Annotated in this window: 31 protein-coding genes, 1 tRNA gene and 1 riboswitch; of the genes, 17 read left to right on the top strand and 15 right to left on the bottom strand. The window is 59.3% G+C overall.

All coding sequences use genetic code 11. The features are described 5' to 3' along the window. Positions 1–47: 47 nt before the first annotated feature. The 4 genes from V8J81_RS18800 (at position 48) to V8J81_RS18785 (ending at position 2,219) form a co-directional block, all read left to right on the top strand. On the top strand, positions 48–650 hold the full coding sequence (locus V8J81_RS18800) for an HD domain-containing protein (RefSeq protein ID WP_368477280.1): 603 nt from the start codon (positions 48–50) through the stop codon (positions 648–650). Between the two features lie 137 nt (positions 651–787). Further along, positions 788–1,129 carry a DUF2853 family protein gene (locus V8J81_RS18795; RefSeq protein WP_368477279.1) on the top strand — a complete coding sequence of 114 codons (342 nt, stop codon included), beginning with the start codon at positions 788–790 and terminating at the stop codon, positions 1,127–1,129. A 69-nt stretch (positions 1,130–1,198) separates the two neighbouring features. Then, positions 1,199–1,513, top strand: coding sequence for a DUF1272 domain-containing protein (locus V8J81_RS18790; protein ID WP_368477278.1), 315 nt, complete (start codon positions 1,199–1,201; stop codon positions 1,511–1,513). Positions 1,514–1,787: 274 nt separating this feature from the next. Then, positions 1,788–2,219 carry a DM13 domain-containing protein gene (locus tag V8J81_RS18785; protein ID WP_368477277.1) on the top strand — a complete coding sequence of 144 codons (432 nt, stop codon included), beginning with the start codon at positions 1,788–1,790 and terminating at the stop codon, positions 2,217–2,219. A 7-nt stretch (positions 2,220–2,226) separates the two neighbouring features. Here V8J81_RS18785 and V8J81_RS18780 read toward each other — a convergent pair whose 3' ends face one another. The 4 genes from V8J81_RS18780 to tsaD are packed head-to-tail and all read right to left on the bottom strand — an operon-like array spanning position 2,227 to position 4,900. Beyond that, positions 2,227–2,640 (bottom strand): EVE domain-containing protein, encoded by a 414-nt coding sequence (locus V8J81_RS18780; protein ID WP_368477681.1) that lies wholly within the window; start codon positions 2,638–2,640, stop codon positions 2,227–2,229. Further along, the gene (locus V8J81_RS18775; protein ID WP_368477276.1) at positions 2,640–2,912 is read right to left on the bottom strand and encodes a YciI family protein; all 273 of its coding nucleotides are present in this window, start codon (positions 2,910–2,912) and stop codon (positions 2,640–2,642) included. The genes V8J81_RS18780 and V8J81_RS18775 overlap by 1 nt, the downstream gene beginning before the upstream one ends. A gap of 3 nt (positions 2,913–2,915) precedes the next feature. After that, positions 2,916–3,839, bottom strand: coding sequence for an NAD(P)H-dependent glycerol-3-phosphate dehydrogenase (locus V8J81_RS18770; RefSeq protein WP_368477275.1), 924 nt, complete (start codon positions 3,837–3,839; stop codon positions 2,916–2,918). Beyond that, entirely contained in the window at positions 3,836–4,900 is a 1,065-nt protein-coding gene (gene tsaD / locus V8J81_RS18765; RefSeq protein WP_368477274.1) for a tRNA (adenosine(37)-N6)-threonylcarbamoyltransferase complex transferase subunit TsaD, read from the bottom strand. The genes V8J81_RS18770 and tsaD overlap by 4 nt, the downstream gene beginning before the upstream one ends. Before the next feature lie 52 nt (positions 4,901–4,952). On the opposite strand from tsaD, the gene V8J81_RS18760 reads away from it, so the two are divergent. From V8J81_RS18760 to V8J81_RS18740, 5 genes are all read left to right on the top strand, one after another. Beyond that, positions 4,953–5,648, top strand: a complete 696-nt coding sequence (locus tag V8J81_RS18760) for a uroporphyrinogen-III synthase (protein ID WP_368477273.1) — start codon at positions 4,953–4,955, stop codon at positions 5,646–5,648. Between the two features lie 101 nt (positions 5,649–5,749). Then, positions 5,750–7,117, top strand: a complete 1,368-nt coding sequence (locus V8J81_RS18755; protein ID WP_368477272.1) for a COG4223 family protein — start codon at positions 5,750–5,752, stop codon at positions 7,115–7,117. Positions 7,118–7,129: 12 nt separating this feature from the next. Beyond that, entirely contained in the window at positions 7,130–8,647 is a 1,518-nt protein-coding gene (locus V8J81_RS18750) for a heme biosynthesis protein HemY (RefSeq protein ID WP_368477271.1), read from the top strand. 44 nt (positions 8,648–8,691) lie between these two features. Continuing rightward, positions 8,692–8,767: transfer RNA gene (locus tag V8J81_RS18745), tRNA-Thr, on the top strand. Positions 8,768–9,624: 857 nt separating this feature from the next. Continuing rightward, on the top strand, positions 9,625–10,365 hold the full coding sequence (locus tag V8J81_RS18740) for a lytic murein transglycosylase (RefSeq protein WP_368477680.1): 741 nt from the start codon (positions 9,625–9,627) through the stop codon (positions 10,363–10,365). A 200-nt stretch (positions 10,366–10,565) separates the two neighbouring features. Here the strand turns inward: V8J81_RS18740 and V8J81_RS18735 are convergent, their stop codons facing one another. Genes V8J81_RS18735 through V8J81_RS18715 form a run of 5 tightly spaced genes read right to left on the bottom strand, consistent with a single transcriptional unit; the run spans position 10,566 to position 13,192 of the window. Continuing rightward, entirely contained in the window at positions 10,566–11,249 is a 684-nt protein-coding gene (locus V8J81_RS18735) for a methyltransferase domain-containing protein (RefSeq protein ID WP_368477270.1), read from the bottom strand. Continuing rightward, positions 11,246–11,668, bottom strand: a complete 423-nt coding sequence (locus V8J81_RS18730) for an MAPEG family protein (protein ID WP_368477269.1) — start codon at positions 11,666–11,668, stop codon at positions 11,246–11,248. The genes V8J81_RS18735 and V8J81_RS18730 overlap by 4 nt, the downstream gene beginning before the upstream one ends. Before the next feature lie 17 nt (positions 11,669–11,685). Continuing rightward, entirely contained in the window at positions 11,686–12,156 is a 471-nt protein-coding gene (locus tag V8J81_RS18725) for an SRPBCC family protein (RefSeq protein ID WP_368477268.1), read from the bottom strand. A gap of 17 nt (positions 12,157–12,173) precedes the next feature. Then, entirely contained in the window at positions 12,174–12,563 is a 390-nt protein-coding gene (locus V8J81_RS18720) for a hypothetical protein (protein ID WP_368477267.1), read from the bottom strand. Positions 12,564–12,601: 38 nt separating this feature from the next. After that, positions 12,602–13,192, bottom strand: a complete 591-nt coding sequence (locus V8J81_RS18715) for an SRPBCC family protein (RefSeq protein ID WP_368477266.1) — start codon at positions 13,190–13,192, stop codon at positions 12,602–12,604. 111 nt (positions 13,193–13,303) lie between these two features. On the opposite strand from V8J81_RS18715, the gene V8J81_RS18710 reads away from it, so the two are divergent. Further along, positions 13,304–13,903 (top strand): TetR/AcrR family transcriptional regulator, encoded by a 600-nt coding sequence (locus tag V8J81_RS18710; RefSeq protein WP_368477265.1) that lies wholly within the window; start codon positions 13,304–13,306, stop codon positions 13,901–13,903. A gap of 458 nt (positions 13,904–14,361) precedes the next feature. On the opposite strand, the gene V8J81_RS18705 is transcribed toward V8J81_RS18710, so the two are convergent. From V8J81_RS18705 to V8J81_RS18685, 5 genes are all read right to left on the bottom strand, one after another. Next, a complete protein-coding gene (locus V8J81_RS18705; RefSeq protein ID WP_368477264.1) occupies positions 14,362–14,766 on the bottom strand; it encodes an MAPEG family protein in 405 nt (134 codons plus the stop codon). Positions 14,767–14,797: 31 nt separating this feature from the next. Beyond that, complete coding sequence (locus V8J81_RS18700) at positions 14,798–15,112, bottom strand: DUF1330 domain-containing protein (RefSeq protein ID WP_368477263.1); 315 nt, start codon at positions 15,110–15,112, stop codon at positions 14,798–14,800. 10 nt (positions 15,113–15,122) lie between these two features. Continuing rightward, positions 15,123–16,016 carry a haloalkane dehalogenase gene (locus V8J81_RS18695; protein WP_368477262.1) on the bottom strand — a complete coding sequence of 298 codons (894 nt, stop codon included), beginning with the start codon at positions 16,014–16,016 and terminating at the stop codon, positions 15,123–15,125. Positions 16,017–16,154: 138 nt separating this feature from the next. Next, entirely contained in the window at positions 16,155–17,099 is a 945-nt protein-coding gene (locus V8J81_RS18690) for an alpha/beta fold hydrolase (RefSeq protein ID WP_368477261.1), read from the bottom strand. 109 nt (positions 17,100–17,208) lie between these two features. After that, positions 17,209–18,072 carry a LysR family transcriptional regulator gene (locus V8J81_RS18685; protein ID WP_368477260.1) on the bottom strand — a complete coding sequence of 288 codons (864 nt, stop codon included), beginning with the start codon at positions 18,070–18,072 and terminating at the stop codon, positions 17,209–17,211. A 102-nt stretch (positions 18,073–18,174) separates the two neighbouring features. Between V8J81_RS18685 and V8J81_RS18680 the strand changes: the two genes are divergently transcribed. From V8J81_RS18680 to V8J81_RS18660, 5 genes are all read left to right on the top strand, one after another. Further along, complete coding sequence (locus tag V8J81_RS18680; protein WP_368477259.1) at positions 18,175–19,182, top strand: zinc-dependent alcohol dehydrogenase family protein; 1,008 nt, start codon at positions 18,175–18,177, stop codon at positions 19,180–19,182. Between the two features lie 290 nt (positions 19,183–19,472). Beyond that, positions 19,473–19,675: riboswitch (cobalamin riboswitch) on the top strand. A gap of 106 nt (positions 19,676–19,781) precedes the next feature. Continuing rightward, positions 19,782–20,192, top strand: a complete 411-nt coding sequence (locus V8J81_RS18675) for a DUF1636 family protein (protein ID WP_368477258.1) — start codon at positions 19,782–19,784, stop codon at positions 20,190–20,192. Then, on the top strand, positions 20,189–20,989 hold the full coding sequence (locus V8J81_RS18670) for an ABC transporter ATP-binding protein (RefSeq protein WP_368477257.1): 801 nt from the start codon (positions 20,189–20,191) through the stop codon (positions 20,987–20,989). The genes V8J81_RS18675 and V8J81_RS18670 overlap by 4 nt, the downstream gene beginning before the upstream one ends. After that, the gene (locus V8J81_RS18665) at positions 20,986–21,921 is read left to right on the top strand and encodes an ABC transporter substrate-binding protein (RefSeq protein ID WP_368477256.1); all 936 of its coding nucleotides are present in this window, start codon (positions 20,986–20,988) and stop codon (positions 21,919–21,921) included. Before V8J81_RS18670 ends, V8J81_RS18665 begins: the two co-directional genes overlap by 4 nt. Then, complete coding sequence (locus tag V8J81_RS18660) at positions 21,918–22,964, top strand: FecCD family ABC transporter permease (RefSeq protein WP_368477255.1); 1,047 nt, start codon at positions 21,918–21,920, stop codon at positions 22,962–22,964. Before V8J81_RS18665 ends, V8J81_RS18660 begins: the two co-directional genes overlap by 4 nt. Positions 22,965–23,142: 178 nt before the next feature. Here the strand turns inward: V8J81_RS18660 and V8J81_RS18655 are convergent, their stop codons facing one another. Further along, positions 23,143–23,754: a response regulator gene (locus V8J81_RS18655; protein ID WP_368477254.1), complete on the bottom strand. Its 612-nt coding sequence runs from the start codon at positions 23,752–23,754 to the stop codon at positions 23,143–23,145. Between the two features lie 147 nt (positions 23,755–23,901). Here V8J81_RS18655 and V8J81_RS18650 point away from each other — a divergent pair, with 147 nt between their 5' ends. Both V8J81_RS18650 and V8J81_RS18645 read left to right on the top strand, forming a co-directional pair. Continuing rightward, a complete protein-coding gene (locus V8J81_RS18650; RefSeq protein WP_368477253.1) occupies positions 23,902–24,393 on the top strand; it encodes a putative pterin-binding protein in 492 nt (163 codons plus the stop codon). Positions 24,394–24,441: 48 nt separating this feature from the next. Continuing rightward, positions 24,442–26,937, top strand: coding sequence for a hybrid sensor histidine kinase/response regulator (locus V8J81_RS18645; protein ID WP_368477252.1), 2,496 nt, complete (start codon positions 24,442–24,444; stop codon positions 26,935–26,937). Positions 26,938–26,980: the final 43 nt, after the last annotated feature.

Here is a 26,980-nt window from a genome sequence, read left to right as displayed (position 1 = left end):
TGCAGAAAACATGAAACGATCCGGTCACGGCGGAGGAGAATCGCGAGATGACCGAGACAGTCAGCTTCACCCAGATGAGGGACGGGACCAAAGAAGACTACGAGCTTCTTGAGCGTAAGGAAAAGCCGTTCCTTGCCCTGACCGGTGACCGGGTGATGGACGAGTTGCGCCGTCAGGGAGAGGTCACGCTGGAAGGCTATCGCATCACGCGGCTGGAGCACGCCCTGCAGAGCGCCACGCGCGCGGAACGGGACGGGGCGGATATCGACTGGATCGTCGGCGCGCTTTTGCATGACATTGGCGACGGCCTTGCGCCGCAAAACCATGACCGCATGTCGGCGGAGGTGATCCGGCCTTTCGTGCGGTGGGATGTGGCCTGGGTGGTCGAGCATCACGGACTGTTCCAGATGCTCTATTACGGTCACCACTACGGTTGGGACCGCAATGCGCGGGACCGCTACCGGGACCATCCTTGTTTCGAGAGCTGCGCGACCTTTTGCGAGCGCTGGGATCAGTCGAGTTTCGATCCTGACTATGACAGCAAACCCTTGGAATATTTTGAGCCGATGGTCCGCGAAGTCTTTGGCCGCAAGGCCTACGCGGCGGATGTTTTGCGTGAAGGCGAAGTCTCGCCGCTTGTTGCAGCATAAGCGCAGGGGACCGCCGGGACGTTTTTCCCTGCAACTTTTTCTTCCTTCAATAGGGTGGCCGCGTTTAACCTCCGCGCGAGCCAGACCGGAAGGTCCGGTGCGAGACATGAAAACACTAACGGGGGAGAAACCAACCCATGGGCAAACGTGACGATCTGATCGCGCAATATGCAGACGATCTGAAGAACAAGTGCGGCATGGAGCCGGACATGGCGCTGCTGACAAAAGTCACCATCGGCTGCGGCCCGTCGATCTACGACGCAGATGCATCGACTGTGGCAGCGACCCAGGAAGGCGAACTGGAAACGGTGAAGAACAATTTCCTGATGAAGAAGCTGGGTTTGCCCGACAGCCCCGATCTGATGAACGCGATCAACTCGGTGATCGAGACCTATGGCCGTTCCGAGCGCAACAAGTACCGCGCCGTGGTCTACTACATGCTGACCAAGCATTTCGGCAAAGAGAGCGTCTACAGCTAAGCGTAACGCTTTATGCAGATGCAGGGCCTGCCCAAATCGGGCGGGCCTTTTTCGTTTGAGGAGGGCGCGATGCTGGAGTTGAGACCGAATTGCGAATGGTGTGACAAGGACCTGCCGCCAGATACCGCGGAGGCGCGTATATGCTCTTACGAATGCACCTATTGCGCGGAATGCGTGGAGAAGGTTCTGCGTAACGTCTGCCCGACCTGCGGTGGAGGGTTTCAGCCGCGCCCGATCCGGCCCCGTGGGGCGCATCGCGCGGGCAAGACACTTGGGTTGGGGCATCAACCCGCCAGCACGGTGCGGGTGCATTCGCAGTGGAGCGCAGAACAGGTGGCGGACATGTCGGATCGATTGGCGCATATTCCGCCCGCTGAGCGCTAGCATTTAGGTCAAATGCCACGGGCTATTTCTTTGCTGCAAAGCGGCGAAGCTGCCATAACGCGCGTGTCCGGCCAGGAAGGCGGACCCAAGATTCAGTTACACCAGCGGAGCGAGGCCGCGCGTGGGTGGATGGGGGGTTCCAAGGGGTCGGAACCCCCCATTTTTTGTGTCTAAGATCGGCCTGCTCACGCAAGTTTGCCGGGAACGTGATTTTCTTTTTCATCCCACACGCGACTAGGCTTCCGGCAACTCATCTCGTGCCGGAGGACAAGCCATGCGCGTTTTCACCCTTTCCCTTGCCCTATGCGTCGGCCTTGCCGGTCTTGGTGGTTTGACACCGCCTGCGGAGGCGCAAAGCACCGCAACCGCGATTGCGTCAGGTCAATTCGTGGACGCTGACGCACGCCATCAAGGTGATGGGACGGCCACGCTTGCACAAACCTCCGATGGCCGCACTGTCCTGCAGCTAAGCGAATTCTCGGTTACGCCGGGCCCGGACCTCGAGGTCTGGCTGGTGGTGGACGGCTCCCCTGCGACCAGCGGCGCAGTTCTTGCAAGCCAGTGGGTTTCGCTGGGATCCCTGCAATCGCCACAGGGCACGCAGGTGTACGAAGTGCCTGCAAATGTCGACGCGAGCGCCTATGGCTCGATCGTCATTTGGTGCGAGGATTTCAGCGTTTTGTTCGCCACAGCCTCGTTGAACTGAGCGCTGCCTACAGACCGCCGAGGGTGCAGATTATCTTGAACTCATCCTCGGTCACGGGCTGGACGGATAGGCGGGAATTCTTCACCAGAACCATGTCCGCCAGCCGCTCGTCGGCCTTGATCTGATCGAGCGTCACTGGCGTCGGCACAGGTTCAATTGCCTTGATGTCCACGCATTCCCAACGGTCATCGTCCGTTGTGCTGTCGGGGTGCGCCTCGGCACAAACCTCAACGATGCCGACAACGGCCTTTTCCTTTTGTGAATGGTAGAAGAAGCCCCGGTCGCCCACTGCCATCTCACGCATGAAATTGCGGGCTTGGTAGTTGCGAACGCCGTCCCATTCTTCACCTGCCTCGCCTTTGGCGACCTGTTGATCCCAGCTCCACGTTGAAGGTTCGGACTTGAACAGCCAGTAGCGCATCAGCCGATCACCTTCTTCCACTTTTCGATCCTCACCTTCTCGAACAGACCGGCCTTGGCGTAGGGGTCGTTGTCGGCGAAATCGTAGGCGTCTTGCATGGTGTCGACCTCGATCACCAGAAGGCTGCCGGACATCTGATCGTCGTCATCCAGCATCGGCCCCGCCATCACCAATTTGCCGCTGTCCTTGCCATAGGCGAGATGCGCGTCGCGGTTGTCGAGGCGGGTCTGAAGGTGGCCCGGTTTGTCGGTGGCGATGATGGCAACAAGCATGGCTTACTCCGGTTTGAGGGGACGGTTGAGAAGATGATCGAGCGCGCCAGTGATGTCGAGTTTGCCGTCAGCAAGGGCGGCGACAGTATCAGCAATGGGCGTATCGGCGGCGCTTTCACTGAGTTGGCGGGCGGTGTGCAAGCCCTCGACGGTGGTCCCTTCGGGGAGCGTTTCGCCGCGTGCCAAGGCTAGGCCGAAACGAAAGTTCCGCGATTGCTCGGACCCGCAGGTTAGGATCAGATCGCCCAGGCCGGAGAGGCCCGTGAGCGTTTCGGCCTGCGCCCCCTTTTCGGTCGCATAGCGGGTCATCTCGGCAAAGCCACGGGCGATGAGGGCCGCACGGGCGGACTCGCCCAGACCTGCGCCGATCACGGCGCCGGCGGCGATTGCGATGACGTTTTTGAGCGCACCGCCAAGTTCCGCCCCGATCACGTCGGTGGTGCGATAGATGCGCAAAGCGGGCGTGCTGAGTGCAGTTTGCAGATGCGCGCCGAGGGCATCATCGGCGCAGGCGAGCGTGAGCGCAGTGGGCAGACCCTTGGCGATGTCGGCGGCGAAGCTGGGACCGGTCAGTTGCGCGACCTGCGGGATATGAGCTGCGATGAGGGACGTTGGACCTAGGCCGGTGGCGCGGTCGATGCCCTTCGCGCAGGAGATGGCTGTTTGAGCGGTAAGGCGATTGGCTGACAGGAAGCCGCCGAGCGTCTGGGTCGGCAGCGCGAATACAGCGGTCTCCGCAGTGCAAGTCGCAAGATCGTCGGTCGTGCGGATGTTCATGGGCAGTTTGTGACCTGGCAATCGGTGGCTTTCGCCGCCCGCAAATGTCTCGATGTCGCGCGCCCAGAGAGTCACGTCGATCCCGCCCTCAGCGAATGCGATGGCCAGGCCCGTGCCGAACGCCCCTGCCCCGATGACATCCAACCTCATGCCTTGGCCCCCTTCTTGCCTGACCCGATCATGGGCGCTGCCGCTTCGTCCAATGGCCAGCGGGGGCGCGCCTTGAGCGTCATGTCGTCCGTGCGCCCGACCTCAAACGCGAGCATCCCGGCATAGGCGATCATCGCGGCATTGTCTGTGCAAAGTGCCATGGGCGGGGCGATGAATGGGAGGTCGGTGACTCCTTCCAACCGCGCGCGCAGGGTCTTGTTGGCGGCGACGCCTCCGGCAACGGCGAAGGCAGTGACGTCTGCTTCGGCCAGCGCGCGGCGGGATTTCTCGGCCAGCACGTCTGCTACGGCCAATTGGAAGCTGGCGCAGAGGTCTGATCGGTCCTGTTCCGTCATGCCGCCCTTCTCAGTGACCAGATCATCGCGGGCACGCAGGACAGCGGTTTTGAGGCCAGAGAAGCTGAGGTCGCAACCGGGGCGATCCAGCAAGGGGCGGGGGAGTTTGAAGCGGGTCGGGTCACCGTTCTTCGCGGCGCCTTCCACCGAAGGTCCGCCGGGTTGTGGCAGGCCCAGAAGGCGGGCGACCTTATCGAAGGCCTCCCCCGGCGCGTCGTCGATGGTGCCGCCAAGGCGCGTGAAGGACTCCGGCCCGTCGACCCGCAGGAATTGGCAATGGCCGCCAGACACGAGCAGGAGGAGGTAAGGAAACTCAATCCCATCCGTAAGACGTGGGGTGAGCGCATGACCGGCCAGGTGGTTCACGCCGATCAGCGGCTTGCCCAGACCCATCGCCAGACCTTTCGCGGCCATCACACCGGAAAGGACGCCGCCAATCAAACCGGGGCCAGCTGTGACGGCGATTGCATTGATCTCAGGCAATGAAACCTCCGCCTGTGTCAGCGCCTGTTCGACCATCAGGTCGAGCGCTTCTGCATGGGCGCGGGCAGCGATCTCAGGCACGACGCCGCCAAAGGCTGCGTGCAGGTCGGTCTGACTGCGGACGGCGTTCGACAGAATTTGCGGCGCATCGCCTGAACCACGCAGGACCGCGGCGGCGGTGTCATCGCAAGAGCTTTCGATGCCGAGGATGGTCAGGGTCATGGGGGCGGGCTGCCGTTGTCTGCCAAGCCCATGCGGGGTAACACCCTGCCCCATGGCTGTCCACTCGCGCCCCACCCTACTGCTGACCCGCCCGCGCGCGGCGTCGGAGAGATTTGCGGAAGGGTTGGACGGCTTCGATGTGGTGATCGCACCGCTAATGGAGATTGCGCCAACAGACGAACCGGTTTCGTTGGACGGCATTTCGGCCCTGATCCTGACTTCTGAAAACGCCGTTCCGTTCCTGCCAAAATCAGACCTCCCCGCTTATTGCGTCGGCCCGCGAACCGCAGAGTCCGCAACAGATGCAGGATTTGCAGCGGAGGTGGTCGGGCCAAATGCGGAAGGTTTGATTGACGCTCTGATTGCCCGCCGCCCTGCGGGGCCTCTCTTGCATGTGCATGGGCGGCACACGAGGGGCGATGTGGTGGGGCATCTGCAACGCGCGGGCCTGGATGCGCGCGGGATTGCCGCCTACGCGCAAAACCAGGTGCCAGCCAATGATGCCTTGCGCCGCGCTTTGGAGCAGTCGCAGGTGATTGTGCCCCTGTTCTCCCCGCGCAGTGCGGCCCTGTTTGCGGAGGCCGCCACTGAAGCTTCTGAAAACACAATACTTTTCGCGCTCAGCGAGGCCGTGAAGGCCGCGCTTCCTGAAGCGATGCAGCCCCGCACGCAGGTGATTGCGCACCCCAATGGCGCAGAAATGCGCAAGGCATTGGAACCGTTTGGAATGCGGCGGAATTCCCCCTAGAAGCCGCTGCTGCGTCGTGACAGTTTGAACCGGGCTGACTCGGAGCCCCTGTCACGGTACGTTGACAGCTTGAATATGACAGAGATGAGGGGCCTCAGCATATGGCGAAGCAAACTTCCTCCCGTTCGGGCAGCCGGAAATCGCGCAAGTCGGACGCAGAAGAAAGTGTTTCGCCCGAAGCGGAGAGCGTGGCTGCGGAGACTTCAGGTGAAGAGTTGGGCGGCGACACGGTTCTGCTGGGGGATGACACGTTAGGCGAGGACGCCGTCGCGGCGGAACCCGATCCGGGCGACCGCGTGACGATTGAGCCGGGCGATACGACGGCAGCGGAAACTGTTGAGGACGACCCTGCCCAAACCGAGATTGTGGAAGAGACCGCCCCGGTGGAGGATACACCCGCCGAACCCGCGCCCGTCACTGTTGAACGGGTGGTGGAACGCACCGGCCCCGGGTTTGGCCCCCTTCTGATTGGCGGCGTTGTTGCAGCGGCTCTGGGCTATGGCGCAGCCTTGTTCGGCCTGCGCCCCAGCGAAGCGCCTGAAGTTGACCCCGCCCTGACGGCAGCCCTTGAGCAAATCGAGGCGCAGCAAGGCACCATTGCCGGATTGCAGGAGCAGGTTGCTGCCTTGGCCGCCGCTGAACCGCCGGCAGCACCTGAGGTGGATCTGTCTAGCGTAGAGAGCGCGATTGAAGGTGTGGCGTCTGACGTCGCAGGCGTTGGCACGGCGGTTGAAGCGCTGACGGGACGTGTTGTGGCCCTTGAGGAGCGCCCCGTCTTCACCGGCGAAGTGGACGAAGACAGCGCCGCGATGGCTGCCGCCGTGGAAGCGCTGGAAGGCCGGCTGGCGGAAGAACGCAACGCGGCCGCTGAGGCCGTGGCCGCCGCAGAAGCCGCGCAGGCTGCCGCCGCTGCCGAATTGCAAGCCGCATCTGACGCCGCGCAGGCCGCAATCGCCGAGGCGCAGGCCGAAGCGCAGGCCACGGCTGCCGCAACGCAAGCGCAGGCCGCGCTGAGCCGTGTGCAGATCGCAATGGCCGCCGGTGATCCATTTGCCGAGGCGCTGTCGGGTATGGACGTTGAGGTGCCGGATGAATTGCAAGCCGTCGCCGAGGCAGGTGTGCCGACGCTGGAAGAGTTGCAAGCCGCCTACCCGGCTGCAGCCCGCGCGGCACTGGCAGAGGCCAACCGCGAAACCGCCGAAGATGGCGTGATGGGCGGGCTGGGTGCCTTCTTGCAGAACCAGCTTGGCGGACGGTCCGTTGTGCCTCGCGAAGGTGATGATCCTGATGCCGTGCTCAGCCGTGTCGGGGCCGCTGTTGAGGCCGGTGATCTGTCCTCTGCACTGACCGAAATCGAAAGCCTGCCCGAAGGCGCGCGCAGCCTCTTGGCCGACTGGGTCACTCAGGTTCAGACCCGCGCCGAAGCAGATGCAGCCCTGGCGGAGCTTGCCGCCACGCTCGACAATTAAGGAGAGCGGGACATGCTCTGGTCGCTACTGAAAATCATCCTTTTCATCATGATTGTCGTCGGGCTGACGCTTGGCGTGACGGCTTTGTTCGAGATGGACAATCTCGGCACACTGATCGTGTTGGGTACGGAATACATCATCACGCCAGTGAAGGCCGTGATTGGTGCGCTCGTGCTGCTGTTGGCCGTGTGGATCCTCTTCAAGGTCGTGGGCTTTTTGGTCGCCACGCTGCGGTTCCTGAACGGCGATGAGACTGCGGTCAGCCGCTATTTTGACCGCCGCTCGGAGCGGAAGGGGTTCGAGGCTTTGGGCGACGGCATGATGGCATTGGCCGCTGGCGAAGGGCGCTTGGCAATCCGCAAGGCGGAGCGTGCTGGCAAGTACCTCAACCGGCCTGAGTTGACCAATCTGGTCAAGGCGCAGGGTGCGGAGATGGTTGGCGACAAGGCGCTGGCGACCGAAACGTTCAAGGCGCTTGTCCAGGATGATCGCACCCGGTTCGTTGGCGTGCGCGGCTTGATGAAGCAACGGCTTGAAGAGGGTGATACCGACACGGCCCTCAAGCTTGGGGAGAAGGCGCTGGCGCTGCGCCCCAAAAATGCCGAAGTGCAAACCACGCTGATCTCGCTGCAATCCAAGCATGAAGATTGGCAAGGTGCGCGCGGAACGCTGGCGCAGGCGTTGAAGTCAGGCAATGTGCCGCGTGACCTGCACCGTCGCCGCGATGCCGTTCTGGCGCTGGCCCATGCGCGTGAAGCGATGGCCGATGGTCAGGTTGTCACCGCCACCCGCGATGTGGCCGAGGCCAGCCGACTGGCCCCGGGCCTTGTGCCGGCCTCCGTGATGTCGGCACGTCTGGCGACCGAGGCGGGTAACAAGCGCCAAGCCGTCAAAACCATCCGCAAAGCCTGGGATCAGGCCCCGCATCCGGATCTGGCCGCAGCCTTTGCCGATATTGAACCCGATGAAACCCCTGCGCTGCGTCTGCGCCGGTTCCGGCCGCTGCTGGGCAAGCATCGCGGACATCCCGAGACCAAGATGCTGGAGGCGGAGTTGCAGATCGCAGCCGAGGATTTCCCGGAAGCGCGCAAGGCGCTTGGCAATCTGGCGGAAACAAGCCCGACAGCGCGGTCCCTGACATTGATGGCGGCCATCGAGCGTGGCGAAGGCGCCGAAGACCGCGTGGTGCGCGGCTGGCTGGCGCGCGCCGTTACAGCATCACGCGGGAACCAATGGGTTTGCGGCAATTGTGGCCACGTCCACGAAGACTGGCGCCCGGTCTGCGCGAATTGCGACAGCTTCGACACGCTGGAATGGTCCGAAGTCCGGCAATCCGAGGCGGCATTGGCTGGACCCACTCAAATGCTGCCTTTGATCGTGGGCGCATTGGAAGACCAGCGCGACACACCCGAAGACGCTGACGTCGTTCAGGACGGGCCAGTGGATGAGGTTGACGTCACCGTTGTGGATGAGGGGTCATCACCGTCCGCCGCGGTCGAGGTCGAAGTGGCCGAGGAATCCCGAAATTAGGTCTATTCAACCGGCGCGCGCCTTGCTATGAGCGCCGCCGGTAAGCCGCTGTAGCTCAGCTGGTAGAGCACGTCATTCGTAATGATGGGGTCGGGGGTTCGAGTCCCTTCAGCGGCACCACTTCTCCTCCCGAATATGGTTAGAGACATCCCGTAGGCCCTTTTATAAGGGCTTGGCGATGTAGGATTGACGGGCTTGATCCAATCACATCCGGTGGAGTGCCCCCACTTGGGCGCTTTCGCGAGAACATCGCGTAAGACGCGAACACTGGATGCCGCGTTCTTCCATGTACACAAGTAAGGGTGCATCGCCGGAGGCTTCTCGGTTACCGGGTTGGAGCGCGAGCCATACAACCACACCAGCACACTTCGCGCGCTGTTCAAGACCGCGTTCGTCAATGCAGAGTTGCCGGCTTTCGGGCCGCAAAGCCTTCACAGGACCGTCGTTAAACGGAGCGACGGCCACTACAAATCGCGCGAGGCGTTCAAGGCGTTCTCGCAAAGCATCGGACACGACAGCGAAGTGACTGCCGTGGGAGCCTCCTTATCGGACTCTCAGGTTCTGCGAGCGGTGTTGATCCGAAAATCGAATGCTTTTCAATGAATGGGAAAACCGGGCTTTCCGACTCAAAGGCGGCATTGGTCGGTAAGCAAGGACGCTGCCGTCACAACCCTAGTTGCGGACATGCGCCGCAAATGCGCCATCTCGACGGGACCGAACGCCATTGTAACTGGGAATCTGGTTCCGGGCAGCGTCACGAATTTCAACTCTGGCAGCAATATGCGAAAGGCATGTTTTGGCGGGTGCTGCATTCGCGGAAAGATTTCTTGCCTCCCCGCGCTTCGCCCATGCTAGGATTTTCGCAAGTTGCTGAAGCCATCCAATCACTGTGGGAAGACACCATGCACATAGGCCTGATCAATTCCATCCGCCGTGCCACAGTGATCTGCCTTCTACTCGGTGTGCCCTCCTCGGCTATGGCCGCGACCTGCGGCAATGACGCGTCCGGTTTCTCTCGCTGGCAGCAGGAATTCGCTGCAGAAGCTGCCGCCGCGGGTATCGGTCCGGCCGGGCTGCAAGCTCTGGCTGCCACGACATACGCCACGCGGACGATTTCGGCAGACCGCAACCAGCGCTCCTTTAGCTATTCTCTTGAAGAGTTCATGCGCGTTCGTGGTGCAGACACGATTGTGCGGCAAGGCCGGCAACGGATCGCTGCAAACCCTGCGTTTTACGACTCGCTCGAGCGTGCATATGGCGTTCCAGCAGCGGTGATCGTCGCGATTCATGGAATGGAAACCGGGTTTGGGAATTTCATGGGCGATGCAAACGTCCTCTCGGCCATTGCAACACTTGCCTATGACTGCCGCCGCACAGCCTTTTTCAGCGAACATGCGCTTGCAGCGCTCACCCTGGTGGATCGCGGTATCATCAGCCCGAATTCGGTCGGCGCGATGCATGGAGAGCTGGGACATACGCAATTCTTGCCGGGCAACGTTCTGCGCTACGGCGTCGATGGTAACGGTGACGGGCGTGTTGACTTGAATAACCTTACAGATGCCATGGCTTCGACTGCGAATTTTTTGCGCCAGAATGGCTGGCGGCCAGGCCAAGGCTATCAAGAAGGCCAGCGCAATTTTAGCGCAATCCAAGCATGGAATGCGGCGCCGGTTTATCAACGCGCCATCGCGATTATGGCGAGCCAGATAGAAGGCTAACCTTTGGTGTGCGCCGGGCTTGGATTGGCCCTTGCGAAGAAGGTTCGAAAGGCCGTGACCACAGCGAGCATTTCCGCCGTTCGCTGCAGTTTCAAAGCATAGAGTTGGTCGCACTCGATGATTGGGGACACAGCGCGCCAGTGCTGTCGTACCGGAAGCCATCACTGCCCTCGGAGGACGGCCACTAAAGGCGGTTGTGCTCACTTCATGAAGACCTGCGCAAACTGCCTAGTCTTCAGATGCACTTTGGGATCGTAGGTGGGGATATCAAGCGGATCGTTCGTATCACAGATCCAGTCCCGATCTTCATGCTCAAGGCGCAGGCCAGTTTCTTCGACGAGCGCGCTCAATTCATTTGGCACGCTTCTATGCAATGCACCGGCCGAGGCTTGGTCCACGCCGGGTGGCGCCAGATTGTCGATAAGTAGGAACTTCCCGCCCGGTTTCAGGACCCGAGCGATTTCGGCAAACACTTTGCTCGGCTTGCCAAAACTGACGCCCGGTTGCGGTGTGAACCAAAGTTCATGTGGCCCCTGCAACCACACGACACGATCTATTGAGTGGCCGTCTGAATCCAGGGTTTCCCAAGACGCAGCGCTGTAACGCGCATTCGAATTCGCTGAACGTTCAATGCGTTTTCGGGCCTCCTTCCCGAAGAAGCCGTCCAATTCCGCGGGCTGTTGAACTACCAGGCTGCCTAACGGATTAATGAGCTCAAGCAGCAGTCCACTGAACCAGCCCTTTCCCGGTTCAAGCTCCAGGATTGAATGACTTGGATCCAGCTCTGCAAGGGAAAGAGTATCTGCGGCGCGGCGCCTCTCGTCGAAGGCACGGTCCGCGCGGGACCGCCCTTCAGACGCGATCAGTTTAGATAACCAGCTCATGGATTGACCGCCACACCGACAGTATCAAGACCCAAGATGATCCCAACGCCGAAGACAGGTGCCGCAAACAGGAACAACGCCCAACTCAGGCTGCGAAACGGCGTGATCCCGAATGCGTAAAGCGGCAAATAGAAAATGCGGGACACGATCATGGCCAGCGAGGCCCAATAGGTGAGAGCGCCAGATGATCCAGTGATCTGCTGGACAACGACAAGGGTGATCCAAACAGCAGCCACGTCGCTCTGGTTCCGCACGGCGCGCAAGAGACGGCCTTGTGCCGGAGAGTCGGGCGGCGGATCAACGCGATTTGAAAGTGCGTATGCCGTGCCCCCGATTTTATCGAGGTGAAGCTGTTGTACGACGATGGACAGCCAAAGCATGCCACCGGTCACGAATGCGGACCAGAGTTCGAGTGTCATAGAAGTTTTCCTAGGTTTCAGGCTGCCAAGGCAGCGGCTTTGTCAGGATGAATCTTGCCTGTCTCGGCGAAGAGTTTGAGGTCCTCGAGCGTTTCGTCGATGGCTGTGCTGAACTGGCGTCGCATTGCCCAACCCATCAGTGTGCGGAAGGGCGGCATCAGATCTGCGACGAAAGAGAGATCGACTTCAGTCTCATCTCCGATGCCGTGCAGCTTCCACCGGCCACTCAAGTTACGCACAAAAAATGGCATGGCCTTCGCCTTGGCGTCATAGGCAAGGATGTGATACGCGGGGTCGAAGATGCGGATTGTCTCCGTCACGTCGCCGATGGATGCGGTACACACACGACCCGTCACTGGCGCGCCGTTGACCGGAGTGCCTGTTTCCTTCGCCTCGGACGCCTGCACTGCACGCGCCCATTTGCCAACTTTAGCATAATCAGTCGCAAGGATGGACCACACGTGATCCACCTTTGTTGCCACAGTCATTGATCTCGCGATTTGCATTACTCAACGTCCAGACCGACAGACGACTGAATGTCGAGTTGCTGCATTTGAAGTGTTTCGAGGTTCGCCACACCGGGCAATGCAGCAAACTCTGGCCATGTCAGGGCTTCCTCGTTGATGCGGTTCATTGCATCACGGTCCGTCCAATAGTTGACCATTGTCCACGTCCCGTCGGGACCTTCAGCGACAGAACGCGCAACGAGCGTTCCATACTGGCCCATCTGCTCAGCGATTGGATCAAGTGCTGCAGTTACGGCAGCAGAATCTGCGTCGGCTTGGGCTTGAAACGTCACGATCTCGACAACGGTTGCGCTATCCGCAAACGCCACAGCAGGTGCCAGGAATAAAGCGGATGCAATGAGGGAGCGCAGGGTTGATTTGGCGGTCATGGTAGGTCTCCTTGTTTTTGGGAAAAAGGCGGTTTGCCTCAGGGTCTCTCGTCGCCGAGATAGGTGCCGCCGAAGACGTCAACGGCGGTTTGGAAGGTGCGGCGCAACGTGCCGGTCAGGACTGGCTCAATGACCGGCACGGTGCCGGGAATGCGGGGATCGTAAAACGCCTGCACATTCAGATGTGTCGCGGCGCTTTCTGCGGGCCGAAACGAGTAAATGAGGACGATGTCACTGACGGGAAGCGACATTGTCGACGCTTCGTGATCCACCGTGTAGCCGTAGGAATATGGTGGATCGTAGATGACAATCGGTTCAACCAACTCGCGACCATCAGCGAAGACGCAAATGCGAAGCGACCCGACGCCAAACTGACCCGGATTCTCACTTTGAGAATGATCAAAACGCACTTCGATCACGTTGGGATCGTAAAGGTCCACCCGTGTGAGAAGTTGTGGGAAGATCTCCTCCGGAGGGCTGCGGAACTGAAGCTCAATCGTGCGCCGGAGCGTGATATCGTCAACAATGGCTGCATCAAATGACCCCGCCCAATCCTGCGCCGGGGTGGGAGCAGGCAAAGAGAGGATGATCGCCGCCAAGAGGGCGACGTTACTGAGTGCGGCACGCATGGGGATGCTCCTGCGGTAAGAATCGTTTTATAACTTACGTTATATAATTCCTACTGTTTGCCAAACCGCCTGTCCAGAGTTATATACCTCACATTATAAAATTGGTGTGATATGGCCCGCCCAAGAAGTTTTGACGAAGATACGGTGGTAGATGCCGCAATGGTGGCCTTTTGGCGTACGGGGTTTGATGACACCCCCATCAACGCGCTTGAACAAGCCACGGGCGTGAAACGGATCAGTCTCTACAACGCGTTCGGTGACAAGGAGGGTTTGTTCCTCGCCGCATTGGATCGCTACCATTTGGGAGCTGTCGAAGTGTATGAGGGCACGGTCGCAAAGGGCGAATTGGACGCCATCCAGAACCTCTTCAAGGCCATGAGTGCACCGGCGGATTCGGACGCGCCTGCTCATTCAGGGTGTCTGATGGTGAATACGGTGCTGGACGTGCGCCGCGCCTCGGAGGAGGTCAAAGAGCGGATCGAGAGTTACCGCAATTTGCTAAAGCGTTCCTTCGTTTCAGCGCTAACGAATGCACGGTCAAGCGGCCAGATGATTGCGGATGACCAACTCCTGAACCAGCGTGCAACTTATCTTCTTGGTTTGCTCTGGGGGGCCCTCGCGATGATACGCGTAGAAGGCAACACGACCGCTGCCAAAGATGTAGCCGCAGTTGGCAACGCAGTCATTGACAGCTGGCGCATCAAAGCTTGAAACCAATTGCAGGGCGATTGAACCAGTGTGAACTGGCCGCTGGCCGGACCACCTCGCGGCGCGAAAGCGTAGTGCAATCCGTGCTGAGTATGAAATGTGTGTCCGCTATGCGGCGTCGAACGCGGAAGACCCGTTTGGCCACCTCGATCATCTTCCTGCTTATAGATGGACCGTTGCGCAGATTTCGTGAATTTCGACCAACGCTGCTTCAGCGTGGGCCGTTCCAGCTTAAACGAGCGAAGTGGGACGGGGATGATCACGAACGTGAGCAGTCGAGATCAACATGCGCCCCGTCCCTTCTTGTTTACGTCGACGTCGATGGGCCCGTTTAAGGTCATATTTTGAGAGCGGGTTCCTATCACATCAGTGCCGCTAAAGAGTGAAGACGAGACAGAAACCCAGCACTAGTCAGAACCATAGCAAGGGGGTCGCAAAGGACCGCTATAGCGTGAGGTCCCTTAAGCTGTAGCCGACATCATGAGCACACACTGGACAGCCAAGTAGAGCGACCCGAGCGACCCGCAGGTGAAGCCCAAAATGCGGATGAAAGGGATGCCGGTGTAGTACAGCACCACGAATGCAGCACGGCCCAGCACGATAAGCGCTGCGGCAAGCGCCGGACCGTCACCGGAGACACCCAAATACGCTGCCCCCGCCAGAACGGGAACGATGTAGGCCGAAGACTCAACCTGGTTTTGATAGGCGCGCTGTATGCGAAGCCCGAGTGCACCCCGCTCAACCGTGGGCCGGTTGGAAGAAAAGCCATAGCCGAAGCCCTGACTCACGTAAGCGTAGACGATTTCGACCGTCAGCGCGGTCATTGTTACAAGTGCGAAGCCGATCAAGGCGGTTTCAAACGTCATGTTCTTAAGGTCTTTCTTCTGATTTTCGTATTTACGACACTGGCGTCAAAGCGATGAGTTGAGAGCTGCTCTGGTCTGTCGACGATTGCCGTGCATGGATCAGCGGTTGGTAATCCGGGTCTGTATACCAAGCGTCCAACGCAGCCTGGGAAGCGAACCGCAGGACTGCTGCGACATTGGCTGTGGGCGCGCCCTCCAGCGCGGAAAGCATTGGAGTGGCGACGATGGTCTCCACGCCATGACGGTCATTGATTGCCTTTAGGGGCCCGACATATCCAGCCTGAAAGCTGGCCATATCCTGGACCTCTAGAAGCGCGATGAGAAAAACCGGTTTTGGGGAATCCATCATGCTCTCCTCAGGCCGCTAGCCGGTCCATCCAATCGCGCAATGAGCGACCAATGGCTTCGGGATGATCTTCTTGAACGAAATGCACACCCGGTCCGAGGAAGACGTCTTCCAGATTGGAGGCGTTCGCTCTCACGTATTCAACAACGGGAGGAGGCATGAGGGCGCCCGGCGCCACGTGCAGCATCAATTTGGGCAGATCGGTTGAGTAGAGCCACGCGCCGTTCTCTGTGATGACGGCTGCAGTATCTGCTGGCTCCCCGGCGATCGGCACCTGACGCGGCCAAACCAAAGTTGGCAGACGGCTTTCTGGTGTTGGGAATGGTGCGCGATAATGATCGAGGACATCTTCGGAGAGCGGCGTTGCGACGGCCAGCCGACCGAGAACCTCTTCCACAAAGAAGTTGTTCTGCAGAACGGCAACCTCGCCTGCTTCTGACCTGAGCATTCCGAAGAGTTGTGCATTCGCCTCGCCCATCGCCTCAAGGCTGGGGGCTGGAAGGGCTGGCGGAATTCCAGCTTCCATGAAGGCAACGGCCTTGACGTTGTTCTCGTTCATGCGGGCGTAGCGCATTCCGAGGACAGATCCCCAGTCATGAATGACGAGAGTAATATCCTCCAAGCCCAAAGCTTCAATGAAGCCATCTAGATACTCGGCGTGCTCTGCGAATGTGTACCCAATGTCTGGTTTGTCGCTGTCGCCCATGCCGATCAGGTCAGGCGCAATCGCGCGGTATCGGGTCGTGGCGCCAGTAACATCGTCCAGAACGAACGGAATAATGTTGCGCCAAAGGTACGATGAGGTCGGGTTGCCATGCAGGAAAAGAACGACTGGTCCTTCACCTTCATCCACATAGGCCATCCTTGAACCGTTCACCTCCACGAAGTTCTTTTCGAAAGGCATTTCTGCGCTCGGAGTGAAGTCTTGTGCAGATGCAGGAAGCCCCGTTGCAATGGCCAAGGCAGCCACCGATCCTAGCAGGACTGTTCGGCGGGAAACGCGAACTCTCATATTGCTCTCCAGTCTTTGGTGAAGGGTGGGTCAGTCGACTTTGGACGTCAGGAAGGTGCGAAGGTGGTGCACCAGAGCCTCAGGCTCATCATCTTGGAGGTAATGGCGGGCGGTCTCGAACTCTGTGACACCGGCCTGCGGCAGGCGTTTTTTCCAAGCAGCCAATGCGCCGATGGGAATGAGCGGATCCTTCAAGCCCCAAAAAATATGGGCCGGGCCGTCGAACTGTTCGACATACGGACCTGTTTCTTCGAGCAGGATCTTGGCGGCCGGATGGCGCGTGTTCGTGGGGATCATGCGGGGGAACGCCATGACGCCTGCACGATCCGCCGAGCTTCTGAAAACATCCCGGTAGGCAGCTTTCACTGGCCCATTGCGCCTCGTTGCAGTGGCCATCGTCATCACTTGCCGTTCGAAAAAGCCAAGCCGCCGGACCATGAAATCACCCAAACCCTTGGACCGCATCATCAATAGGGGAGGTGGAAGCTTCAGCGCTTCGGGGTCCATACCGTCGACGGGCGGGTAGAACCCAAACGTGTTCATGACAACCAGTGCCTTGATGCGGTCGGGATGCCGAGCCGCTACGCCCAAGCCAATCGGCCCACCCCAGTCCTGCATCACAAGCGTTATGTTGGTCAGGTCCAGCTTGAGGACCAAATCCTCCAAATGGTCGATATGGGCTTTGAGCGTGTAGGCGTGCTCGTCGTCTGGCTTGTCGGAAAGCCCAAAACCGATGTGGTCTGGAACGACTACGCGCCGATCTGACGATAAGCCTTTGACCAATACACGATAGAGAAAGGACCAAGACGGGTTGCCATGAACCGCAAGAACGGTGGACCCGCCGGTGTGTGCGCCTTCGTCCAGATAGTGCATTCGCCCCATCGGAGTATCGATGAAGTGAGAGGCAAACGGATACTCGTCTTGCAGCCCTAGCTCTTTGATGCGGGGGTGCACCTGTGCCGCTGTGTCAAGCATGGAAGTCTCCGAACCACTGTCTGTCGCGTTGGTTCAGAGGTAGCATCGCAATTTCGCAACATCACGAAGTGTGTTTGCATCAAGTTGGTGCAATTTTGCAGATAGCGCATCAACTTCCTTGGATGACGGATTTCTTTCGGCGGAGGAGGTCTTCGGCAAAGCTCATGAAGGCCTGCACGCGGGCGGTCTTGCGTAAATCGTTATGCGTCAGGAGCCAGATGTCCCGGCTCTTTGTAGGAGGTCTCTTGCCGACACGCTGTAGTTCAGGGTCTGCATCCCCGAATAGGCACGGAAGTATCGCGAAACCGAGGCCTTGCCGTGCTGCCGCTTGTTGTGACGGGATCGTCGGAAAGACTCCCCAAATCGGAAGGTCGGGAAACTCAGATGATTGGACCCACTCTGGCGCGCCTTGCGTGCCATGCCCCCATCCGAGCCATCGACGATTTTTGGGGTCACGGGCCAAGTATTCGGACGTCGCATAGACGGCCTCGGTATAGGCGAAGAGCCGTTTTCCGACCAACGTTTCGGGTGGGTTATTATCCAGCCTCACTGCAAAGTCCGCTTCACGTCGCGCAACGTCTCGGATGGACAGCGAGGTATCAAATCGGAGTTCCACGGACGGGTTGTTCGCGACGAATTCCGGCAATTCCGGAATGAAAAGCGCGTTCAATAACGGCTCTGGCATCGTGACAGCCAAAGACCCCGCCAGTTCATCATCCAAACCTACAATGCTGCGTTCTGCATCAATGAGGGCTTCGTCAAAATCCTGCGCAACCGCAAACAGTCGCTCTCCGGCGGAGGTGAGCAACAGCCCATCGGGAGTGCGATTGAATAGGTTGGTCCCAATGCTGGCCTCCAACGAGTCGATCCGTCGGCCAATCGTTGTGTGGTGCACGCCGAGTGCATGCCCGGCGCCGCGGACTGTTCTATGCTGGACCACGGCCCGGAGCGTTTTGATCTCTTCCCAGTCCACTCTTGCCTCGCAAATACGCACCAACCAGATGATAATTCACTACATGATTACGCGAAAAGGCACCAGTAAGCTTCCTGTGAAGCAAGCTTTAAGGATGACCTGATGCCTCTCACAGCTCAATTTGACGCCCTCGGTGGACCCGAGAACATCAATCTTGTGGACCTGCCCGTGAAGCAACCCGGACCAGGTGAGGTTCAGGTGCGCATGCGTGCTGCAGGTCTCAACCGTGCTGAGCTTCTCTATGTAGCCGGAAACTATCTTGTTGAGCCTCCCATCCCGGCGGCCCCCTTGGGTGCGGAAGGCGCAGGTGAGATTTTGGCTGTGGGCAATGGCGTTTCGAACTTTATGGTAGGTGACAGAGTCTGCATTCTTCCAATGATGGACTGGGCGAAATACGGGACACTTGCCGAGGTTGTGAACGTCCCGGCTGAGGCATTGGAGACAATTCCTGAGGGCGTAAGCTTTGAAGACGCGGCCGCGTTCTGGATGGCATTTGCCACTGCATACGGCATGATCCTCGACAAAGGTGGTATGCCGAAAGAGGCAGATGGTAGGGTCGCGTTAATTACGGGTGCAAGCTCCAGTGTTGGGACAGCAGCGTTCCAAATCCTTACCGAAATCGGGGCGACCAGTATCGCGACGACGCGCACCCAAATGAAAGCGCCAGCATTGCAAGATGCAGGCGCGGATCATGTCGTCGTCACCGACGTTGAAGATCTTGCTGAGCGAGTTGGTACGATCACAGCTGGCAAGGGGGTCGATCTCGTTTGCGACTCTGTTATTGGAGACATGATTGCCCCCGCCGCCGAAGCATTGGTTCCTGAAGGCACAATGGTGTTGATGGGGTTTCAATCAGGCGAAATCCCTGGGCTTCCTTTCTATCCCATCCTCACGAAGGGCATTGCCATCAAAGGGTTTCACCTTGTTTGGCACTTGCTGGACAATGCCGATCGAAGGAAAGCAGCTGTGGATTTCCTGATGCCGCTCTGGGCGACAGGAAAACTGAAACCGGTGATCGATCGCATCTTTCCACTCGATGAAGTGTCTGATGCCTACGCTTACATGGCAAGCAATCGTCACCTGGGAAAAATCGTCGTCCGCATTCGATGAAAAGATCCTTCGACCTACGGTAAATCATGGTTCTGCCCGGACTTGGTGTCGTGGCGTTTGACGGGTCGGCTTCGAACACCGCTGACGAGACGCAATCAATCGGTGTGAGGCGACGGCCTATTCCAGACCTTCGAGCCGTACTCTGGATGCTGCAGGCGTGTCCCGCTTCGCCGACTTTCAAGCTCGTGACTATTCACACCAAACCAATAGGAACTACGAAAGACTGCTCAGAGCGCTGCTGTGATCCCAAAGATGAACCAACTCTATTGCACGGCAGACGGAATCAACCTACGGGTTACGGCGCAATTGGTCCCACGCCTTGTGGGTTAATAGGGAACACGGTGCGGTGCCTTGATATGTGCCAAGTCCGTGACTGCCCCCGCAACTGTAAGCGGTGAGTGTTTTGCATATGGTCACTGGGCCCGCCCCGGGAAGGCCGCAAGAACGCCCAGACCCGCGAAGTCAGGAGACCTGCCTTTTGCTTGTTTCAACCCTAACTCGGGCGGGGCGCCCGGTGGAGGAGACAGGTATGGCACCGACGGCATTCGCCGCTGACCGATCCGGTTCCCCGATGCGCCCGCATATGCGCGGAGGGCGACATGCACCGGACAACACCCAATCACCGCATCTCGGTTTGCACATCTTGCAAGCACAAAGGGGCCACGTGCGAGCCGGGATATGACCTGATCAAACGCCTGCGCGAGGCGATTGATGCGGCCGGAGACGCGATCCCCGAGGCATTCGAGATATCTGGTGTGGCCTGCATGGCGGGCTGCGACCGGCCTTGCACAATCGCCTACCATGGCACACGCAAGGCGACCTACTTGTTTGGCGACATTGATGCCGACGAGGATATCGAGGCGCTTGTTGCTTTCGCACGCCAATATTCAGTTCTGCATGATGGATGGTGCAGTTCGGTCGACCGACCGGGCAAATTGCGCCGGACCACTTTGGCCCGTGTTCCTGCGGCCATAACCATCGTTGAGCACAGCCCGGAGCCTGTGCAATGAGGGCGGCGGATTTGGTTGTCGAAAACGCCTCCTGGGCGTCGCGCGGGGCAGAAGGATTTTCACTACACGCCACCAGTTTCTCGGTCGCGGCTGGTCGGCTTTTGGGCATTGTCGGGCCAAACGGCGCTGGAAAGTCGACCCTTTTGCGGCTGCTCTATCGCTACAACATGCCCGCAACAGGTCGGATCATGGTGGGGGGCGACGACATCTGGGCGATGCCGCCGCGCAAGGCTGCTCGGAAGGTTGCTGCAGTCTTGCAGGAACAGCCCACCGATTTCGCCCTGACAGTTGGCGAGGTCGTGGCTTTGGGCCGGGTTCCCCATCGCGACGGGTTCAGCGCAGGCGGCGCAGCGGAAACTGCGATAATTGAAGCGGCATTACTGAAGCTTGATCTCGCTCACTTGGCGTTTCGCCAAATGGGCACCCTTTCTGGCGGGGAACGGCAGCGCGTGATGGTTGCCCGAGCCTTGGCTCAGCAACCGCAGGTGCTGATCCTTGATGAACCGACAAATCACCTCGATATCCGGCATCAGCTTGAAGTGCTGGATCTGATCCGAAACCTCGACCTGACAGTTGTGACCAGTCTGCACGATCTGAACCTTGCGGCTGGGCTGTGCGACGACCTGCTCATCCTCAAACAGGGCAAGGCACTAGCGTTTGGAACCCCTGCAGAGGTTCTGACCGAAGATCTTGTCACCAGCGCCTTTCACGTCGATGCAAGGGCCGATTGGCTCAACCGTTCAGACACGCGCCACTTCACCTTCCATTTGCAAACCAAAAGGACTCCCCTGCAATGAAAACGCTCACCCTATCCGCAGTCTTCAGCCTTATCGGCACAGTCGCACTGGCACAGACCATTGTGCAGTCCTGCGAGCGCGAGGTTGCATTCGAAGGCGTGCCGCAGGCAGCGGTTTCCCACGACATCAACCTCACCGAGATGATGCTGGTTCTTGGGCTGACCGACCAGATGATCGGCTATACTGGCATTTCCGGCTGGAACAAGTTGGACGAAGAAATGCGCGCAGGGGTCGAGGAATTGCCCGAACTGGCCGAGCGTTACCCGACAACGGAAGTGCTGGTAGGGGCCGAGGCGGATTTCTTCTTTGCCGGTTGGAATTACGGCATGAGGGTCGGCGGTGAAGTGACACCTGAGACGCTCGAACGATTTGGCATCAATGTCTACGAGTTGAGCGAAAGCTGTATTCACGTTGGGATGGAACAGGAGGTCACGCTTGATCTGATGTACAATGACCTGCGCAACCTTGGTGCAATCTTCGGCGTCGAAGAGCGCGCGGAGACATTGATTTCGGGCTATCAGGCGGAACTGACCGAGATCATCGCAGGCCTTAACACCGAAGGCGAAGCACCGCGTGTGTTTGTCTATGACAGCGGCGAAGATACCCCCTTCACGGCGGGCCATTTTGCAATCCCGACCGCAATGATCGAAGCGGCTGGCGGCGTGAACATCATGGATGACTTCCGCGAAAGCTGGGGCACGGTCAGCTGGGAAGCCGTGGTGGAGCGGGACCCTGAGGTCATCATTATCGTAAACTATGGTGAAGTTACCGCCGAACAGAAGATGGAGTTCCTGCGCAACAGCCCGGCCCTTTCGGGGATTAGTGCTGTTCAGAACAACCGCTTCGTCGTGCTGGAATATGTCGAAGCCACGCCTGGGCCGCGAAACATCAATGCCGTGGCCCGCTTGGCCGAAGCGTTCTGGCCGGAATGAGCGTCTCGTCCGGAGATCGGGCAATTGGGCGGAGGGGAAATCTGCCCCTCCTGATCGGCATTGGTATGGTGGCGTTGGTGTTTTCGATCAGCGCTGCCATCTCCGTCGGTGCCGTTTCGGTGCCATTCCGTACAGTTTGGGGGGTCTTGTCCGAGCAGATCGGTTTTGGCTTGGTCACGCCGGATTGGAGCCAGGGCCAAGCAGCAGTTGTATGGGAGATCCGTTTCCCGCGCGCTTTGCTGGCGGCGATTGTCGGCGCGGGTCTCGCTGTAGTTGGCGCCAGCCTACAGGCCGTTACCCGCAACCCGCTCGCCGATCCGCATTTGCTGGGGATCTCATCGGGTGGGGCATTTGGTGCCATCCTCGCCCTACTTCACACCGGCCTTTTCCTAGGCTTGTTGACGGTTCCGGTCCTGGCATTCCTTGGTGCGTTGGCAGCCACGGGGGCGGTGTTGGCGGTTTCTCGTTTTGCCGGAGCCAGCAGCGCAGACCGCTTGGTTCTGACGGGCGTCGCTGTCTCTTTCGTCATTATGGCGCTTGCCAACCTACTGATTTTTCTGGGCGATCCCCGCGCTGCCCATACGGTTGTCTTCTGGATGCTGGGTGGGCTTGGCCTCGCGCAATGGAACCATCTCATCTACCCGCTTGGCGTTTTGATCCCGTGCGTCCTTTGGCTTTGGCGCCGGGCTGCCGACCTCAATGCAATGACAATCGGTGATGAAACCGCAACGTCGCTTGGTATCTCCGTGGTCCGATTCCGCCGCATGGTGTTCATTGCAGGAGCACTGATCACCGGTGTGATGGTGGCCTTTTCAGGGATGATCGGGTTTGTCGGTTTGATGATCCCGCACATTGTGCGTGTGGTGGTCGGTGGCGACTACACCCGCGTGTTGCCGTGGTCTGCCCTTGCCGGAGCCATTTTTTTGCTCTGGGCGGACATCGTCGCGCGCACCATCATGGCCCCTGAAGACATGCCGATCGGGATTGTCACCGGGCTAATCGGAGGTGTGTTCTTCGTGGCGTTGCTGAGACGGAGAGGGTGAAGAGCGTTCGGCCCAAAGCGGTCCCTGGCTGTCCCTGCTTAGTGTCGTCGCGCTATCAACGAAGCTGACCGATGCGCTGCCATCCACTTTCCGCAAAGAAGTCTTTTTGCCTCGAAATCAAGCCATTGCAGAAGGTATGACGTTCTTTCGCCGCTAAAAAAGTGGCGTTATCGACCACTCAGAACAAATTCTGTTCCTTCGCCAGCAAAGCAGCTTGCGTCCGGTTGCTCACGCCCAGTTTGGCGAGAATGTTCTTCACGTGAAGCTTGATCGTGACTTCCGCCAGATCGAGGGCCCGCGCGATTTCCTTGTTGGACGCGCCGCGGCATAGAAACTCCAACGTCTCCATTTCTCGGGAGGACAGCCCCTTGAAACTTTCGGGCGTCTCGGGTTTCGCCTCGGCGAGATCAAAGGGAAAGTACTGCTCGCCCGCCAGAACAAACCGGATCGCATTCACCATCGATTTCGCGGTCGCGGATTTCGGAAGGAAGCCGTTGGCCCCGCGTGTCATCGCCTCGCGCGCGACATCGGGCTTGGCGACGCCGGACATCAAGACCACCTTGATATGGGGATAGCCCTTGATGACGCTTTCCATCCCCTCAAGGCCATCCATGCCCGGCATGTTGTAATCGAGGATGACCAGATCGAACGGGACGACGCCTTCCAATAGTGCGCGCGCTTCGGCCAGATCATCGGCGGTTTCTACGTGAAAATCGTCCTGCTGGCCGAGGTAGGCCGCAATCGTGTCACGCACCAGATCATGATCGTCAGCAACAAGAATGTTTGGCATGGCGCAATCTTTTCCGAAGTTGTCTCAAGTGCCTAGGGGGAAAATGTGGCTCGGGCGAGGCAGACCTATACCAAAGTATATACACCTATCCCTATCCCCGTACGATGCCGGCCTGCGCCCAATGTTAGAGATCGGGGCAACCACGTGATGCAAAAGGTATCTGACATGCTTCGCTCCTTCGTCTGTGCAGCCCTTCTGGCGATTTCGATGACATGCCCTGCGATCGCACAGGATCCGACCGCCCTTCAGATCACGCCGGAAGGTGGCGAGCAAATGTCTCTTTCGCTCGCGGATCTGGATGCGCTCGATCAGGTCACGGTCACCACCACGACGATCTGGACGGAAGGCGAAGTGACGTTCACTGGGCCATCCCTGGCAAGCGTTCTGGATGCCGCCGGTGCAGAGGGCGCGGACCTGACCCTGACGGCATTGAATGACTACGCCATTGAAATGCCCGCACCCGAAACCGGCGCGACCTATCCGATCATCGCGACGCGGATGGACGGAGCACCAATGTCCGTACGCGACAAGGGCCCGTACTGGATCGTCTTTCCATATGACAGCGATGCGGCTTACCAGACGGAAGAGGTCTATGCGCAAAGCATCTGGCAACTGGACCGGATCGAAGTGTTGGAATGACACCTTGTCAGCGGTATTGGTCGGGCCGGAGCAAATGAAAGGCGCGCCGTGACCGACAAAAAGGGCCGCAGACGCATTGGCGTGCTGATCGTCGTGCCGCTGCTGATCGTCCTGTTGGGCGTGTTGGGCGGCAATCTGTTGCGGGAGCTGCGGGGCCTCTCCACCGCGGATGCCGACAATCTGCAATGGACAATCCTTCAGGTCGAAACCGAGATCGCCAACCTCAACGCGACCTTGAGCGAGGCCGCCAACGACCCCTCCCCTGATGTCGATGCTGTGCGCCTGCGGGCTGACATCGCGCTCAGCCGCCTGTTGATCGTCGGGCGCGGCGAGGCACGCGATCTTTTTCCCGGTGACGCTGCAGATCTTCTGGCTCGGGTGAACGCCTATCAAGACGATATGATCGCGGTGCTGGATGCCGACCCTGGCCTGTCGGAGAACGACATCATCGCTCTACGCGATCTGACCCGCGACATCCGCCCGGATATCCGCGACCTTGTTCTTTTGGGGCTTGAGGCCGGTACCAACCGCGCATCGGCGCGGCGCGCCGGGTTTGCACGCCAACTTACCATAACTGGCGCCATCGCAATTGCCGTGATCGTTGGCCTCTCTGCTGTCTTGGTCGTCCTTGATCGATTGCTAGCACGCGCGGATCAGCGAGATACGGAGCTGCTGAACTCCAGCTCACGGCTTGCCTCGACCGTTACGGCGTCACTCGACGCAATCGTCACTGCGAATGAAGCTGGCGAGATTATCGAATTCAACGCCTCGGCAGAGCGGATTTTCGGGTGGTCGCGGGAAGAGATCCTCGGGCAGAAAATGGAAGCAACCATCATCCCCCACCAGCACCGCAAAGCGCACGCCGCCGGGATGGAGCGTTATCTGGCGACCCACGAACCCCATGTCGTCGATGCCGGACGGGTGGAGCTTTCGGCCCTGCGCAAATCGGGTGAGGAATTCCCGGTAGAGCTCAACATCACCTCCGTTGAAAGCGCCAATGGAGAGCTCTTTATTGCCTATCTGCGAGACATCTCGCAGCGAAAGATCAACGAGCAGAAGCTGATCGACGCACGCGACAAGGCCGAAGCTATGGACCGTGCGAAGTCGCAATTCCTGGCCGTGATGAGCCACGAAATGCGCACGCCTCTGAACGGTATCCTCGGCGTGCTCGACCTGATGCGGCAAACCCGCCTGACAAAACAGCAGGACCGGTACATGCGCGTCGCCTCTGCATCGGGTGAGATCCTGCTGGAACATGTGAACGAGGCGCTCGACATCACGCGGATCGAAATGGGGTCGATGCAGTTGTCGCCACACCCGTTCGAGATGCGGCCTGCGGTTCAAAGTGTCTGCGACGTGCTCACCCCGCTGGCGCAGGAAAAGGGCCTGTCTCTTTCGCTGGACTTCGACCCCGGCATGGACCGGATCTTCGACGGGGACGGCGCGCGCATCGGCCAAATCCTGACGAACCTCATCGGCAACGCCATCAAATTCACGGAAGATGGCCAGATCGTGGTGTCCGTTTCCGGCATTCACGGCGCTGACCTCACCAATGCGACAATCACCGTCTCAGATACGGGTCGCGGGATCCCCGAAGACCGGCTGGAAGACGTGTTCGAGGATTTCGTCGCCCTGGCGCATTCCGAAGGCCGCCAGGCGCGCGGCGATGGGCTGGGATTGTCGATCTCGCGCAAGGTGGCGCGGCTGATGGGCGGTGAGCTGTCGGTGCAATCGACCATTGGCCAAGGCAGCGTCTTCACTCTGCGCATCCCCTTGGCCCGCGCAAAAGCCGTGGCCGAGGCAGCATCGAACGAAATTGCCGATGAAAGACTGGCAGACACAGCGCAAACGAAACACATTCTGGTTGTCGAGGATAACGCCATCAACCGCTCGGTCCTGCGCGACATGCTGGAGAGGCTTGGCCACAGCGTGACGGAGGCCTCCGATGGGCTGGACGGTTTGCATCAAGCACAACAGTCCGCCTTCGACCTGATCATCATGGATGTCTCGATGCCCGTCATGGATGGCATCGAAACCGCGCGGCGGATCAGGGCGGAGGCCGGGCCAAACCAAAGAACCCGCATCGTGGGGCTTACGGCCCATGGGCGCGAAGAATACCGCGACCGCGCCATTCGGGCGGGCATGGACGGCTTTTTCACCAAACCCATCCGGTTCTCTGCTTTGCATGACGTCGTTTCTGCCGATGCACAATCGGCCTCACCTGCCGGACTGGACGCCGAGGTGATCGATGATCTGATCGACGTTCTCGGGCCGGAAAAGGTCAAAGCGACGGCCGATGCGTTCTTCGCGGAAAGTGAAACGCAACTGGACGTGCTGTCTTCGCCCGAAAGCGATGTTGCCGCAATCTTGCACAAGATGCGAGGCGGGGCGGCACTCTTGGGATTGAAATCCGTTATCACGCAGATTGATGCACTGGACGGCGCCACCATGAACCGACAGGCGGTGGCGGCCCTGCAGGGGGCGATTTCTGCCGGACGTAAAGATCTGACCGATCGACTTCAGCAGACCGATCCGACCGGCTAGCACGCATATCCAAAAGGATAGATGCCCCCTTCCATCTCCCCGG

This window comes from Gymnodinialimonas sp. 202GB13-11 (assembly GCF_040932485.1).
Classification (GTDB): Bacteria; Pseudomonadota; Alphaproteobacteria; order Rhodobacterales; family Rhodobacteraceae; genus Gymnodinialimonas; species Gymnodinialimonas hymeniacidonis.
This window is presented reverse-complemented; position numbering and strand designations above follow the sequence as displayed.